This is a genomic window from Fusobacterium mortiferum ATCC 9817 (assembly GCF_000158195.2).
GTDB classification, from domain to species: domain Bacteria; phylum Fusobacteriota; class Fusobacteriia; order Fusobacteriales; family Fusobacteriaceae; genus Fusobacterium_A; species Fusobacterium_A mortiferum.
The window spans coordinates 216,669-232,800 of record NZ_GL987988.1; the positions used below are offsets into that span (position 1 = coordinate 216,669).

The 16,132-nt window shown below is 29.2% G+C and carries 9 protein-coding genes; 5 read left to right on the forward strand and 4 right to left on the reverse strand.

The genetic code is table 11. The features are described from left to right. Positions 1-534: 534 nt before the first annotated feature. From FMAG_RS02080 to FMAG_RS02090, 3 genes are all read left to right on the forward strand, one after another. Positions 535-5,028 carry an autotransporter outer membrane beta-barrel domain-containing protein gene (locus tag FMAG_RS02080; protein WP_005883591.1) on the forward strand — a complete coding sequence of 1,498 codons (4,494 nt, stop codon included), beginning with the start codon at positions 535-537 and terminating at the stop codon, positions 5,026-5,028. A gap of 18 nt (positions 5,029-5,046) precedes the next feature. Then, the gene (locus tag FMAG_RS02085; RefSeq protein WP_005883593.1) at positions 5,047-7,464 is read left to right on the forward strand and encodes a polysaccharide lyase 8 family protein; all 2,418 of its coding nucleotides are present in this window, start codon (positions 5,047-5,049) and stop codon (positions 7,462-7,464) included. Between the two features lie 215 nt (positions 7,465-7,679). Beyond that, positions 7,680-10,610 (forward strand): chondroitinase family polysaccharide lyase, encoded by a 2,931-nt coding sequence (locus FMAG_RS02090; RefSeq protein ID WP_005883594.1) that lies wholly within the window; start codon positions 7,680-7,682, stop codon positions 10,608-10,610. 103 nt (positions 10,611-10,713) lie between these two features. Here the strand turns inward: FMAG_RS02090 and FMAG_RS02095 are convergent, their stop codons facing one another. The 4 genes from FMAG_RS02095 to agaV are packed head-to-tail and all read right to left on the reverse strand — an operon-like array spanning position 10,714 to position 13,229. Beyond that, positions 10,714-11,139 (reverse strand): PTS sugar transporter subunit IIA, encoded by a 426-nt coding sequence (locus FMAG_RS02095; RefSeq protein ID WP_005883596.1) that lies wholly within the window; start codon positions 11,137-11,139, stop codon positions 10,714-10,716. Between the two features lie 14 nt (positions 11,140-11,153). Further along, positions 11,154-11,960 (reverse strand): PTS system mannose/fructose/sorbose family transporter subunit IID, encoded by an 807-nt coding sequence (locus FMAG_RS02100; RefSeq protein ID WP_005883598.1) that lies wholly within the window; start codon positions 11,958-11,960, stop codon positions 11,154-11,156. Then, positions 11,950-12,732 (reverse strand): PTS N-acetylgalactosamine transporter subunit IIC, encoded by a 783-nt coding sequence (gene agaW / locus FMAG_RS02105; RefSeq protein ID WP_005883600.1) that lies wholly within the window; start codon positions 12,730-12,732, stop codon positions 11,950-11,952. Before agaW ends, FMAG_RS02100 begins: the two co-directional genes overlap by 11 nt. A 20-nt stretch (positions 12,733-12,752) precedes the next feature. Beyond that, positions 12,753-13,229, reverse strand: a complete 477-nt coding sequence (gene agaV, locus FMAG_RS02110; RefSeq protein ID WP_005883601.1) for a PTS N-acetylgalactosamine transporter subunit IIB — start codon at positions 13,227-13,229, stop codon at positions 12,753-12,755. Between the two features lie 452 nt (positions 13,230-13,681). On the opposite strand from agaV, the gene FMAG_RS02115 reads away from it, so the two are divergent. Further along, positions 13,682-14,404, forward strand: a complete 723-nt coding sequence (locus tag FMAG_RS02115; protein WP_005883603.1) for a GntR family transcriptional regulator — start codon at positions 13,682-13,684, stop codon at positions 14,402-14,404. A gap of 44 nt (positions 14,405-14,448) precedes the next feature. Beyond that, positions 14,449-16,125, forward strand: coding sequence for a solute:sodium symporter family transporter (locus FMAG_RS02120; RefSeq protein WP_005883605.1), 1,677 nt, complete (start codon positions 14,449-14,451; stop codon positions 16,123-16,125). Positions 16,126-16,132 lie beyond the last annotated feature (7 nt).

Sequence of the window (16,132 nt, forward strand, 5' to 3'; positions counted from 1 at the left end):
AAAAAAAGTGTGATATGCCTATCAATAAAAATTGTGAGGGGGTATCACAAAAATCTGTGATGGATAATCAAAAAATGGTGGGGGTATCAATAAAAAATAGGGGAGGGTATTAAGAAAAAAATGATTTACCTATTAATAAAAAGACGAAGTATAATAATACAAGAAGAATAATACAAGATTATTATTACAAGAAGAATAAATATATTATATATACACATATACAAACTGAAAAAAGCTTTGGAAGTAGAATCTTTAACTTATTATGGTTAAAAAATATATAGAAAATTGAATATAGAAAGATAGAAAAATAATAATGCTGTTAAAAAATAAAAAAATAATTTATTTTAAAATTATTTTTGAAAATAAATATAATAAAATACTTTGCAGTATTCTCTCTTAATAAAAGAAAATGGAATATAGAATCATAATGATTTATTTTGTGAAGAAATTATGATAATATAAGAATGAAAAACAACATTCAGCTCTAAAATAATACATAATAATTAGAGGTGAGATATGAGTTAGGGAGGGAATATGCAGAAGAAAAAATTATTATTATTATCAGCAATAGTTTTATTGATGGGAACAAATAGTTATGGAAGATTATACCCTAAAGATGGAGAAGTAATTACCCAAGAGAATATAGAAAAACATTTGGGAGAAAAACCAGATAAGAATGGTGTAGCAACAATTGTAAGTATTGCTAAAAATGTGGGGGCTAGTGTTGATGAGAAAGTAAATTTAGAGTTGGTAAATTCTGAAGATGGAGTTCTAAAAAAAGTTATAAATATAGCAAGTGGGAGTTCTGATATTGCGACTACTAATAATGGAATTATAAAAGCTACTAATAATGGTGGAAAAGGAGTAGAGATAGTTTCTATTCAAAGTGGGAAGTTTGTAAATAATGGAACTATTGGTATTAATGGTACTGGTGGAAAAGGAATAAATATAACTGGAGCTAATGTAAAAACAGAAAATAATGGAACAATAGAAGTTAATGGGGGAGCAAGTGGAGTTGTTGTAAGTAATGATAGTGCTTCTTTTGTAAATAATGAAACTGGAAAAATAATAGCAACTGGTGAAAACTCAAAAGGAATAGAAATAACAAAAGGAACAGCAGAAAATAAAGGTATAATAGAAGCAAAAGATGGTGCTATCGGAGTTTATGTAAATGGAGGAAACTTAACAAATAGTGGTAAAATAATAGCTTCTGGAGTAAATACTGATGGAGTAAGAATAGAAAAAGGTAATTTTACAACAGATGAAAATAGTGTGATTGAAGTAAATGGAAGTGATAAATTAACTTCTGGTAAATCAGAAGCAAGTGGTGTAAAAGTAAATGGAACTTCTAACTTTGTAAATAATGGGATTATTAAGGTATCGGGAACTACTGATGGAGCATACTCTGGATATCAATCAAAAGGAATAAATATAAATAGTGCAACTGCTACTGCAGAAAATAAAGGAACTATTATTGTTGAAAGAAATGGAATAGGAGTAGGAACAAAAGGAACATTTACAAATAATGGTGGAATAAAAGTAAGTGGAAGTGGAATAGGAATAAATGTAATAGATAGTGGAAATGCCATTAATAATGAAATAATAGAAGCTGATGGAAAAAGTTATGGAATACAAGTATCAGCTAAAGGAACAGCAACAAATAAAGGAACTATTATTGTAAAAAATGGTTCAACAGGAATAACAACGTCAAAGGTAGATGGAAATACAACAAGTTATACTGATATAATTAATGAAGGAGTTATTGAAGTAAGTGGAGATAATTCGACAGGAATGCAGGCTAATGATAATAGAAAAGTTGTAAATAATGAAGATATATTAGTAAATGCAGGAAAATATACTTCAGGAATGAAGACTGCTGGAAAAAATGCGTTAGCAGAGAATAATGGAAATTTAACTATTAATGGAGATAAAAAAAATACTTCTAATGGAATGCTTGCTCAAAATGGTGGAAAAGTAGTTAATGGAAAAGATGGAGTAGTAAAAGCTAGTGGGAAAACAACTTCAGCAATGTCAGCTAGTGGAAAAGGTTCAAAAGCAGAAAATATTGGAAAAACAGAATTATTTGATAATGCTATTGGAATGAAAATAGAAAAAGAAGGGATAGGAACTAATAGTGGAACTATAAAAGGAAGTGGAACAGGGATAAATCTAATTGGTGGTATTTTTGTAAATAGTGGAGAGATTAGCATAGGAGATATTGCTATTCAATCTTCAACTACTAGCAAAAAAGAGAATAATCAAACTGTAATTGTGCCAACTAATAATACTGTTTACTTAAAAAATGGAAGTAAGATAAATGGAAAAATAGTAGGAAATACTGGAATAGATGTACTTGCTTTAGAAGGAAAAGATGGAGAATATAATAACCTTGATGTTTCAAAATATGAAGCTATAACTGTTAGAAATGGAGATGCTACAATCTCAGATTCTACAATAGCATTAGAATATAACAAAGGAACAGAAGATTATTTAAATACTAGTAATAATGAATTGGATAAATTAGAAAATTCCTCTACTGCAAAGATAGATAGTACAGGAAATTTAACTATGAAAAATAGTAATTTAATTATAGATTTTAAAGATTCGTTGACAAACCCAAATGCAACAGAAAATCCAATAATAGATACTGGAAGTTTAAGTTTTGAAGGAAAGACAAGTTTTGTTTTTAATTCAAGTGATGGAAGAACAGAGTTTAATTTAAATGAAGCTTTAGGTTTGGAAGGAAAAGATAAGATAAATTTAAAAGAGGCAAAATTAGAAACAACAGCTGTATGGGATTATCAAGTTGATGAAAATGGAGATCTTATTGCTAAGAAAGAAACTTATGATAATGTAATTACAGATAGTAGATTAGATAATTTTGCAAAGATATTCGAAAAAAACAGAAGTAAGATGTCAGGAGAATTTTTTAAACAAGTAGTTGGAGAGCTGGATACTTTAAAAACAGAAGAAGAATTTACAAAAGCTATGGGACAAATTTCTGGTGGGATACATGGATATACTGTGGATATAGCAGCTATCAATTCAAGAAATTTAGTTAATACTATGAAAAATAAAGCATTAACAAGAGATTATTTAACAGCTAGACCATTAAATTCTTGGTATCAAGATGTAATATATTTGGATAATAATCAAAGATTAGGTGGACTTATGTCTGGAAGTTATCAAGAAAATGGAATACTTGGAATCTCAGAAAAACAATCTGTAAAAAATGGAAGATTAGGATTTGTATATGGTGGAAGTAAAGGAAAAGCTAAGTTCGATGGTGGAGATAGTGGAGAAATAGCAACAGATAATATTTATGTAGGACTTTATTATAACCATAATTTAAGTGAAAAATTAGCATTAAATACAAATTTCTCTTTTGTTTATGGACACAATAACATAAATAGAAGAGTGAATATAGGAAACTTTAATGAGGAATTAAAATCTCATTATCCTACATATGCTATGGGAGTAGGAACAAGTGCTATCTATACTATTAAAGATGATGCTAAAAATAAAGCTTCATTCTATGCTGGAATAGATGTAAATAGAATAATGCAAGGGAATATAAATGAGAAAGAAGAGGAGAGAATTCATTCAACAAATCAAGATAATATAAATTTAATGGTAAAAAATCAAAATGCTAATGAATTTTCTTATTACTCAATTACTCCACATGCAGGATTTATGTTCCAAAATACAGGGTATATTTTTGATAGAAAATATTTAGTAGGAGCAGATTTAGCTTGGGAAACAGAGTTAGGAAATATTAAAGATGGAAAAAGATTAAATATGCAAGGTATAACGGACCAATATAAAGTAGGAACTATGGAGAGAGAAAATGTATTTTCTACAAGTATCTTTGGACAATTAGATATAACAGAATCTTTAGCTTTAAATGGTAGATATACATCTTCAATATCAGATGAGTATGATGCTGATATGCTAACAATGGGATTAACATATAAGATGGATACTATGGCAGATACTCCAATTTTTGGACCTCTTTTAAGTGGTATAGAAAATACTAGATTATCATCAGATAGATGGAGTGGAACTTTTGCATTGATGATGGAGTCAGAAGATGACTCAGATAGAGTATATTATTCACAAATAGATAATTCATTAAGTAGTGGGGATTATGCTACATCAATGAAGATGAAACCTAAGTTTACTTTGAGCTTAAATGATAAGAAAACAAAATGGTCATACTATTTTGAAGGTTACTATATGGCAAATGATTTCTTAAAAGATACTAAGGCTGGAGAAGCAGAACAAAAGGCTACAAGACTTCATGGGGAAGCTAGATGGAGTGATTCATATTCTAAGGGAAGATATGGATTTAACATAGGATATAGAAATGAAACATCAGATAAGCCAGCATTATCATATACTAAAGGACCAGCAAGAGTAGAAAGAGGGGTTCATCAATTAAGATTAACACCAAACTTCTCGTATAATTTAGGTAGTGGATTTAGATTAGATATGAAAACTACAGGAATATTTGAGTATAACTACACTGGACTTTTAGAAGGACAAATGGATTTCTTAATGGAAAATGAACATAATTTAGTGTATACTGGATTTATGCCAAGATGGCAATTAAGAATGGGATATTATAGAGAAGATAGATGGATGGATCATGATGGGATAAAGTATTCTAGTTATAATGCTAATTCAGGAGAATATGTATTTGCTAAAGGAGCAGGAAGATATCAAATGAATCAATTAAGACCATCAGCAACTTACTATTTTGGAAATGGAGATAGTGTAACATTTGCTCTAAGAGTACCACTAGGAAACGGAGCTTGGTATAACTCATTAGATAATAATAAGAAAGATTCTGAAAGCTATGAAACAAGGTATACAGTAAAGTATAACCATGTGGTAGTACCTGGATTTAATATCTTTGGAGAACTTACTTTCTTAGATTTAAAAACTAAAGTAACGAAAGAAAATGATAGAAAAGTTACAAGAGCATACTCATTTAGACCAACAGTAGGATTCAGTTATAATTTCTAATAGGAGGAAGGAGAAAAGATGAAAAAGAAATTAATATTAATATGTGCAATACTAGCTTTAACAACTACTTCTTTCTCTCAAGAGGTAGAAAAAATAGAGAATACAAAAAAACAGGAGATTTCTCAACAGGAGATAAGAGATTATAAAAAGATAAGAGATGGTTGGGTGGAGTTTTTAACTGGCTTACCACAAGATAATAGAATTTTGGAGATGTCAAAAGCTGACATCTCTAGAATAGTGGCTATGAATGAGGGAGTAGCAGATAAAGTTTATGAGAATATGAACTTTGATAAAAATAGAACATCTATTTTTAAAGGTGCTGAAAATATGAAAAATGGAGTTCATGTAATGAGACAATATGAGAACTTAGTAAAAATAGCCAAGGCATATGCAACTCCAGGAACTAAATACTATAAAAATGAAAAAACTAAACAAGATATAATAGAGAGTTTAGATTGGTTATATGATAATGCTTATCATGAAGGATTACCAGAACTAGGAAACTGGTGGCAATGGGAATTAGGAATTCCTAAAAATTTAAATGATTTATTAACTTTAGTATATGATGATGTACCAGCAGAAAAAAGAACGAAATACTTAAAAGCTTCTCAATATTTCCAACAATATGCAGAGTGGTCAGGTGTAAGTCCATCGGCTTCTTACTCTTCATCTCCAGATAAGAGAATTTCTACTGGGGGAAATAGAATGGATACATCAATAATCTCATTTTTAAGAGGGGTATTGATGGAAGATAAGGTACAAGTATTAGATGGATTAAATGCTGTTGCAGATGTTGGAGAGTATGTAACATCAGGAGATGGATTCTATAGAGATGGTTCTTTTATTCAACATGACAATGTAGCATATAATGGAACATATGCAGCAGTACTTTTTAATGGACTAGGTTCTATTTTATGGTTAATTAATGGAACAGAGTTTAAAATAAAAGACCCAAGAATAGATAATATTTATGAGTCTATTTTAAATGGATATAGCTACCTTATGATAAATGGAGGAGTGAATGACTCTGTAAATGGAAGATCTATTTCAAGAGATAAATCTAATGATATTGAGAAAGGAAGAGCGTTAGTTAGTTCTTTTGCAATGTTATCAGAGGGGGCTAGTCCAGAGTATAAAGAAAAGTTACAATCGTTAATAAAGAAATTAATTCTAGATAATAATTCTTATTATACAATAGACAGAGTAAGTAATCAAACTATAAAAAATATCTTAATAGATATAATGAATAATAAAAGTATAAAACCTTTAGAAGTAAATGGGACAAAAGTTTTTGGTGCCATGGATAGAGCTGTATATTTCAATGGAAAAGATGGAAAAGTAGTAGTGTCAATGCACTCATCAAGAGTAGCTAACTTTGAGACAATGAATGGAGAAAATATAAAAGGTTGGTATACTGGAGATGGAATGACATATATCTATGGTAAGGATTCAAGTGCATTTACAGAATTTTGGCCAACAGTAGATGACTATCATCTACCAGGAGTAACTAATAGTTTAAATCCTAGAGGAGATAAATCAGGAGAGAGAAGAATGATAGGATTTGTATCTCCAAAATCTTTTGTAGGAGGAGTTGAAACTGGAAGAGAATCATTTGTAGGAATGGATATGATATCTTGGAATAAACAAACTGAGATGAAAAAATCTTGGTTTATGATAGATGGAGTTATTTTAGCAATAGCTTCAAATATAGATAGTAGAGATGGAATAATTCATACTACAATAGATAATAGAATTTTAGAAGATGGAAAAATCTATTTAGATGGAAAGCAATTAAAAGAGGAGATTACAATTCAAAATCCTAAAAATCTTTCTATAAACTTTAATGAAAACTATCCAGAAGAAAATATTGGATATAAGATAGTAGAAGCTCCTGAGGTAGTAGTAAAAGTAACTGAAAATAAAGGTAGTTGGAAAGATATTGGAGGAAACTCTGATAAAGAGATAACAAAAAAATATTTTACAACATATATTAATCATGGAAAAAATCCTAAAGATGCAAAATATGCTTATGTAATTTTACCAATGTTCTCTAAAGAAGAGGTGGATAGTTTTGACACTTCAAGATTTGAAATAGTAAAAGCTGATAATGAGGCTCATATAGTTAAAGATAGACAAACTAATACAGTGGGTATAAATTTCTGGAAAGATAAACCACAAAAATTTGGAGGAATAAAAACTTACTCTACCCTTTCAGTCTTAAAGAAAGAAAAAGGAGATATCTTAGATTTATATGTAAGTGATCCAGCTCAAATACAAAATTATGATTCAAAAATTGAATTAGATGGAAAATATGAGTTAGTAGAAAGTACAGATAAGAATATCAAGCTAAATATTAAGAACTTTATAACAGAAATAGAAGTGGATTTAAAAAATAATGGTGCTACTAAATATATAAAACTAAGAAAAGTAAAATAGCTAATAAGTTTTCATAAAATTTTCCCAATAAATAGAGAGGATAGATTATTAATTTTCTATCCTCTTTTCTTTTATAGAAAAATAGTATCTACATTATTCTATAAAATGAATTATACAGAATAATGAAGATTTACATTAGAAATGATTTTGATTAAGATAATTATATAGTATTAAGTATTATTATAAAAATTAAATTTATGAGAAAAGAGGTTATGATGACAAGAAAAAATAGGATTACCTTTAGAAAGATGTTGCTTTCTATTGCAGTTTTAATCAATAGTTATGCTTATGGAAATTATCAATTTGAAGGAGGAATTCCAGAAAATATAATTGTTGGAAAGAATTCAAAAATAGAGATATCAAAAGAGATAGTAAAAGATGGAGAGCAATCTTTAAAATGGAAATTTAAAAAAGGAGATAAACTCTCTATAAAAGGAGATGTAGGATATAAACCTTTTCAAGAGGGAGGAAAGGAAAAATCAAGAGCAAGTTTTGCTATGTGGATATATAATAAAACTCCAATAAAAGATAAACTAAAGGTAGAGTTTAAAAAGTATGGAGAAACGAAGTCATACTTTGAAATAAATATGGATTTTACAGGTTGGAGAACTATGTGGGTGCAGTATGATAGAGATATGAAGGGAAGAGCAATTACAGGAATGGATGAAATAGTATTTGTTGCTCCTAATTCTGATGGAGAGATATATTTAGATCAGATTATACCTTCTATTTTGATAGATCCTAGATATAATGCTAGAGATGAGCAGGTAAATTTTGTAAATCTGCCAGCTGATTACACAGCTAATGCTCACTGGATGGCTCTATATAAAAATTATAATCAAATAAAGAAAAGTAATTTAAAAGAGATAACATCTCAAGAGAGAATAGGATTACAAAAGATAGGGGAAAAGTTAAGAAAAGATATATTGAAAAGTGTAAAAGTAAAAGATAAAAATATTAGAGAGAAGAGAGAAAAGTTAGAAGAGTATAAAAAACAATTCTTAGCTACTCCACAGTTGATAGAAATCTATGAAGAGTTATCAAAAGAGGAGTTTGCTTTGATAGATTATCTTCCACTTCAAGAGTTTGGAACTTATTTAAGAGAGCTAGCATATATGTATAATTCTACAAATGATAAAAACCAACAAGAAGAGATATATTCTATATTTAAAGATGCTCTTGATTTTATGTATAGTCAAGGGTGGACAAAGGGAAGCTCTCAAGGAACAATACACCATCTTGGATATAATATAAGAGAGGTATATCAAAGTATCTTACTTATGAGAGAACCGCTTTTATCTCATAGAGATTTAATTAAAGCTAAAGAGATGGTAATGTGGTATAGTGCTATGGGAATGATATATACTCCAAGTGAAGAGATAAAAGGTGTAAATATAGATGTATTGAATACAATGTTATCTGGAATGTTAACAGCTATAATGTTAAATGAAGATGAAAGAGTAGCAACTGCACAACTTAGACAATTCAATAATTATCTAGCTTATGGAATAAATTATACACCTGGGCTTTCTGGTGGATTTAAAGATGATGGCTCTGTATTTCATCATATGCAAAATTATCCAGCTTATGCAAAAGGAGCTTTTGAAGGATTAACTCCAATAATCTATTACTTAGGAAATACAGACTTTGCTTTAGATGAAATTGCCTATAATAAGGTAAAAAAATCTGTTCTCATGTCAAGAATCTATTCTAATAAATATAATTGGTTAATTAGTATAAGTGGAAGACATCCAAATGATAGTTTTAAAATATCCACTGATGTATTTAGATATACAGCATATGGGAAAAAAGAGGGTATAGATAAGGAGCTAGCTGAAGCATATTTAAGACTTGATAGTGATGGAAAATTTGCCAAAGAATTAAAAAAACTTGGGTATAGAGAGGAAGAAACTCCAAATGGAGCTTGGACAATGAATATGGGATCGCTACAACTTCATAGAAGAGATGAGTGGTTAGTGGGAGTAAAGGGATTTAGTAGATATTTGGTAGGAAATGAAACTTATAAAAAAAATAATCTATATGGAAGATATATGAGTTATGGAACTGTTCAAATATTACAAAACTCTTTAAAAGAGAGTGGATTTGTACAAGAGGGATGGAACTGGGCACATTATCCTGGAACTACTGCCATTGCTTTGCCACTGGAAGAGATGAAATCAAGCATAGCTCAAGTAGATACATTTAGTGGAATAGAGGAGATGTTACTTTCAGATGAAACTTATTCTGGAGGAAATAACTTAAATAACAATGGTATGTTTGCTATGAAATTACACGAAAATCCAAAATATAATGGAAGCCATAGAGCTAGAAAATCTGTATTTTTCTTTGATAATAGAGTGGTATTATTAGGTAGCAATATAGAAAATGACGATAAAGTTAATGAAACTCATACTACTCTTTTCCAAAACTATTTAGGAGATGGGAAAATTGAAAAAGTAGAAAAGGTAACGAAGGGAGATATAGTTTTAATAGATAGTCAAAATAATATCTATGCAGTTGCTGATGGAGAGGTACATTATAAAAGAGAAAAACAACACTCTTTTGACCAAAAAGAGGGAACTCCAACTGAAAATAATTATGAGTTAGCGTATATTAACCATGGAAAAAATCCAAAAGATAAGGGATATGAGTATAGTATCTTAGTTAAAGGAAATGAGGAGGAACAAAATAAATTTAAAATTGATAAAGGATATGAGGTACTTAAAAAAGATTATAATGCACATATAGTGGAAGATAAAGTATCTAAAATGAGGGGATATGCTTTATTTGAAAGTGGAAAGATAAAGGATAGGTATATCTCTGAAATAGATACCCCATCTATGATAATGATTGCTCCAATGGAAGCTGGGATAGAACTTAGTTTTGTTGATCCAGATTTAAGACTTTATGAAGGAAGAGATGAAAGCCAGTATGATAAAAATGGTAAAATGAGAGAGGTAAGTATATATTCTAGAGCTTGGAATAAAAATAATTCAATACCTCATACTTCAAAGGTTGTTTTAAATGGAAAATACAAATTAGAAGAGAATAAAGGGATAAAAGTTGAATATCAAGATGAGAAAACAATTCTTTATATAACAACTACTTATTCTAAAGTTATAAAAATTAAGTTACAAAAAATTTAAAAAATATTATAAATTCTTAAAGAGAATTTAAAGTAAAAAAGAAGGTACTGTTGCAAATTCTTAAATTGCAATAGTACCTTCTTTTAAATTTTAAAGTTAATTCTTAAATACCATCTTCGTCATCAGTAGAGGTATTAGTTATAATAGGATTAAATAGTATTATATTGTCTTTAGCGAAGTTTAAAATCTCATCTGCTATGTAATTTATATCTTCTTCTTCTGAAAGTTCGATTGCAGAGATTATCATTGGCATATTACAACCACCAAAAATCTTGTATTCTGGATTCTCTTCACTTAAGAGAACAGCAGTTGAAAAAGGAGTACCACCAACTAAGTCAGTTAAAAATAAAATTTGCTTACTATTTAATTCTTGAATAAGATTTTTTAATTTATCTTCTAATTCTCTATTTCCCATACCGTTATTAAAATCTACAAAATATACATTAGGTTGTTCTCCAAGAATATATTTTATGGTTTCTTTTATAGAAGTGGCAAATTGTCCATGTCCAGTTATTACAATAGGTATCATATGACCTCCATTATTTATAGTACACCAAAGAATTTTCCAACAATACCAATAACTAATGTTACTACTATTAGGAAGATAGGCTTTTTACCTTTTTTCAATAGATAGAACATGAATAATGTATAAAGAAGAGGAAGCATATTTGGCATAATTTTATCTATAATATCTTTTTGAATATCTATACTAATACTTCCTAGATTAACAACATAAGCGATATTCATTCTTACAAATGAAGCTATAAGTCCTCCAATAACTGTAAGTCCTAAGATTAGAGAACCGTTAGTTACATATTGAGTATCATCTTTTAATTTCTCAATAGCTCCTACTCCCATTTTATAAGAGTAATGCATTAAGAAAAATCTTAAGAAGAGATGAACAATATTAAAAACTAATAAGAAGATAATAGGACCAGCTATATTACCTTGTATTCCTAAAGAAACTCCAACAGAAGCAGCAATAGGAAGTAAAGTAAACCAGAATAAAGCATCTCCAATACCACCAAGAGGTCCCATTAAAGCTATTTTTATACCTCTTATAGAATCTCTACTCTCTTTATTTTCTTCCATTGCAAGTACAAGCCCTTGTACAAATGTAACTAAGAAAGGATGTACGTTGAAAAATTCTAGATGTAATTTCATAGAATTACTTAAATCTTCTTTATTTTTATGAATTTTCTTTAGTCCAGGAAGAATAGAATATAACCAACCACCAGCTTGCATTCTTTCATAGTTGAAAGAAGCTTGTAAAAGTAATGATCTCCAAACCATTCCATTTAAATCTTTTTTAGTTAAAACTTTCTCTTTACTTGTATCTCTATATTCCATCGCTATAATCCTCCTCACCATTTGCTGTTGCTACAGGTTCTAAGCTATCCATTTTTTTATTTATGAAGTAATCGTATAGAGCAATTATGAATCCAATTGCAGCAATACCTATAACAGGTAGATTTAGATAAGTTGCTAAGATAAATCCTAGTACAAAGAATATGATATAATTTTTCTTAAACATAATATTTAATAACATAGCAAATCCAATTGCAGGCATTAATCCACCAGCTACTCCAAATCCAGCTATTAACCACTCTGGTAAAAGCTCAACAATCTCTTTAGCTGCTTCAGCACCCAATGAAATTGGTAAAAATGTAACAACGAAATAGAATACAAATAATAGTGCCATTCCAAGATAGTTGATTCTTTCAATTCCACTTGTATTGCATTCTTCAGCAAACTTATCTGCCTTATGCATAACAGGTGAGAAGAAAGTAAACATCAATGTAATACAAGCTTGAACTGCTACAGCAAATGGGATTGCTATTCCAACTGCTGTTGCAGGATCTTGTTTAGTTAAAATAGCGAAAGCACTACCTATAATACCTCCAACTACAACGTTAGGTGGTTGTGCTCCTCCAACTGGCACTGCTCCCATCCATACAAGCTCAAGGGTAGCTCCAGCAATAAGCCCCATTTTTAAATCACCTAGAATTAAACCTACAATTGCTCCTGTTACAATAGGTCTATGGATATGAAAAAGTCCATTAAATAAATCAATACCAGCAATACCAGCAAATATTGCTATTAACAATGATTCTAGTAACATAGTCTTCCTCCCTTAAAAATTTATTTTATTAATTCCCAAATATTTTCTTTTGCTTCAGTAGGAACTCTTTGTATTTCTACTTCTACACCAAGTTCTTTTAATCTATTAAAAGCTTTTATATCATTATCATCAACACAAACAGCCTTTGAAATTTGTTTTTTTCCTTCAGACATATGCATATTTCCAACATTTACTTTTTTTATAGGAACTCCACCTTCAACTAATTTTACTACATCTTGAGGTGTTTCAGCTATGATAGCTATAAGTTGTCTATCAGCAGCTTTGTGAATGATATCAATAGTTTTTTGAATAGAAAAAAATCTTGTTTGGACTCCTTTAGGTGCAGCAAGGTTCATTAAATTTTGTCTAGTAGGATTAGTTGAAACATCATCATTAGGAACTAATAATAAGTTTGCTCCTGAATATTGAGTCCAAGCAGTAGCTACTTGACCATGGATTAATCTGTTATCAATTCTAGTTAAAACGATATTAGGCATAATAAAATCCTCCTTAAAATGTTGTGTTGTACGTACCTCTTTCGATAATTTTACAACTTTAAAAATATAATGTCAATAGATAAAATGTTTTTTTTAGTATTTTTTTTATTAAAAAAGTTTAATTTGAAGTAAAAAACAAAAAAAATAAATTTAGTTGATTTAAAAAATTATAGGGGGTTTTAAAAAGTAAATTTATTATTTTTGTATATTATATTTTCTAAATAGAATATCTATTGTAAAATAGTTCTTTACAGTCTTAAAAAGAACAAAATGAGTTGTAAAAAACCTTGAAAAAATTTATTAGATACAAGTTGATTAAAAGTGATGAAAAAGCTGTATTTCTTGTATGATACAAGTTTAAGCCAGTAAAAATAAGGGTTGACAAGGAAAAGTAGAAAGGTTATACTTGTTATAACAAGATGATATCATTTTATTAAACCATGGGAGAAAAAATGTTTAAAATTGACAAAAAAAGTGAAATACCTTTATACCAACAGTTAGCTCATAGTATAAAAAAAGCTGTAGATGAGCAAAAGCTTAAAGAAAATGATAAAATTCCAGCAGAAAATGAATTTTGTAAAATTTATGATTTAAGCCGTACAACAGTAAGACAAGCTCTAGATATTTTAGAAAAAGATGGATATATTTATAAATTGAGAGGGAAAGGAAGTTATGTTTCTACTCCTAAGATATATCAAAATCGTTCTAGTTTTAGTAAGTTTTATGATGATATGAGAAGCCTTGGAAAAGTTCCAGTTTCAAAAATAATCTCATTGAAAATAAAAGTAGCTGATGCCTATGTAAGAGAAAAAATGCAACTAGAAGAGAATGAAATGCTATGCCAAATTAAATGGATAAGATATGGAAATAATGAGCCTCTTATTTATGAAACAATTAATCTTAACTATAAGCTAGTAGATGGAATAGAAATGAAAGAACTTACTGACAAAAAACTTTATGATATTTTATCTGAGGAGTACGGAATAAAAATGACACATGGAAAAGAGTTATTTTATCCATGTAAATTAGACATAAATGAAGCAAAAAATTTAGGATTAAAAGAAAATGATTTAGGAATGAAGGTAGAAAGGGTAGTGTTTCAAGGTAAAGATGTAGTAGAATATACAACTTCTACAGTAAGAGGAGATAGATTTATATATACTACAAATTTTTAGTTAAGTTTTAGGATTTTTTAGAAGATAAATTTAGGGGTGGTAAAATGACATTTATATCATTTGTGTTTATTACAGCATTAATAGCTTTTATATCTTGGTTAAAAACAAAAGATGAAGAGAATAGTGCAAAGGGGTATTTTTTAGCAGGTAGAGGACTGACAGCAACAGTAATTGGGTTTTCAATGGTTCTTACAAGTTTATCAACTGAACAACTTGTTGGAGTAAATGCTTCATCATATGCTAGTAACTTTTCAATAATAGCTTGGACAGTTCAATCAGTAATTCCATTATGTGTACTTGCAATATTCTTACTACCAAGATATTTAAAAGGTGGATTTACAACAATACCAGAGTTTTTCGAAGAAAGATATGATAAACAAACAAGACAGATAATGTCTCTTTTATTCTTAGTAGCATATACATTTGTAATGATTCCAGGAGCTTTATACTCAGGAGCAATAGCTTTTACACAAATATTTGACGTAGAAGCAATGTTTGGAGTAAGTTTTAATGTAGCATTATGGAGTGTGGTGTGGTTAATAGGAATTATTGGAGGAATATATGCTATATTTGGAGGATTAAAAGCAGTAGCAGTATCTGATACATTAAATGGTTTTGCTCTAATAATAGGTGGAGCTATGATACCTTTCTTTGCTTTAAAATATCTTGGAGAAGGAAGTATGGCAAAAGGAGTAGAGATAGTAACTACTACTCATATTGATAAACTTACAGCTTGGGGAGGAGCAGCAGATCCTGTACCTTGGACAACTATATTTACAGGAATCTTAATAGTAAACTTCTTCTATTGGACAACAAACCAAGCAATTATTCAAAGATCGTTAGCAGCTAAAAGTTTAGCAGAGGGACAAAAAGGTATATTATATGCAGGAGTATTCCTATTATTTTTACCATTTTTATTAAATGTACCTGGATTAGTATCATTCCATATTTTTGGAGATTCTATAAAAACAATAGACTTAGCTTATCCAATGTTAGTTTCAAAAGTACTACCTAAACCATTATTAGGTTTCTTTACAGCTTGCTTATTTGGAGCAATTTTAAGTACATTTAACTCATTTATCAATAGTGCTGCAACACTTTTCTGTTATGATATTTATAGACCAATATTTAAAAAAGATATTTCAGATGAAGATTTGATTAAAGTTGCTAAGATAGCAGGAACAATAATAGCAATAGTATCTATGATAATTGCTCCATTATTACAATATGGAACAGGAGGATTATTTTTACTATTAAAAAGATTTGCAGGATTCTTTAATATTCCAATAGTTGCTTTAGTAGCAGTAGGATTTTTAAATAAAACAATATCAGGAAAAGCAGCAAGAATAGTTGTATTACTACATGTTATTTTATACTATTCACTAGTATGGATTTTTAAAGTTCAAATAAACTTTACTCATGTAATGGGAGGATTATTTGTATTTGATATAGTTGCAATGTTTATACTAGGAAGTATTTTCAAAAGAGAAACTCCATATGTTCCATCAACAAGAAATAAATCAAATGTAGATTTAAGTGATTGGAAATATGTAAGAGAATTTTCAGCATTATTAATAATAGGTTTAGCATATCTTTATGCAGTATTATCACCAATAGGATTAGCTGGAGGAAATGGATTAGGAAGATTAACAGGAATATTTGTTGTATTAACAGTTATTATATTATTTATAATAAATAAAACAAAAAAAAGAAACAACTAAGGAGGCA

Excerpts from the sequence above, each read along its gene's own strand:
- FMAG_RS02080 (WP_005883591.1), top strand. The coding sequence starts at position 535 with ATGCAGAAGAAAAAATTATTATTATTATCAGCAATAGTTTTATTGATG.
- FMAG_RS02085 (WP_005883593.1), top strand. The coding sequence starts at position 5,047 with ATGAAAAAGAAATTAATATTAATATGTGCAATACTAGCTTTAACAACT.
- FMAG_RS02090 (WP_005883594.1), top strand. The coding sequence starts at position 7,680 with ATGACAAGAAAAAATAGGATTACCTTTAGAAAGATGTTGCTTTCTATT.
- FMAG_RS02095 (WP_005883596.1), bottom strand. The coding sequence starts at position 11,139 with ATGATACCTATTGTAATAACTGGACATGGACAATTTGCCACTTCTATA.
- FMAG_RS02100 (WP_005883598.1), bottom strand. The coding sequence starts at position 11,960 with ATGGAATATAGAGATACAAGTAAAGAGAAAGTTTTAACTAAAAAAGAT.
- agaW (WP_005883600.1), bottom strand. The coding sequence starts at position 12,732 with ATGTTACTAGAATCATTGTTAATAGCAATATTTGCTGGTATTGCTGGT.
- agaV (WP_005883601.1), bottom strand. The coding sequence starts at position 13,229 with ATGCCTAATATCGTTTTAACTAGAATTGATAACAGATTAATCCATGGT.
- FMAG_RS02115 (WP_005883603.1), top strand. The coding sequence starts at position 13,682 with ATGTTTAAAATTGACAAAAAAAGTGAAATACCTTTATACCAACAGTTA.
- FMAG_RS02120 (WP_005883605.1), top strand. The coding sequence starts at position 14,449 with ATGACATTTATATCATTTGTGTTTATTACAGCATTAATAGCTTTTATA.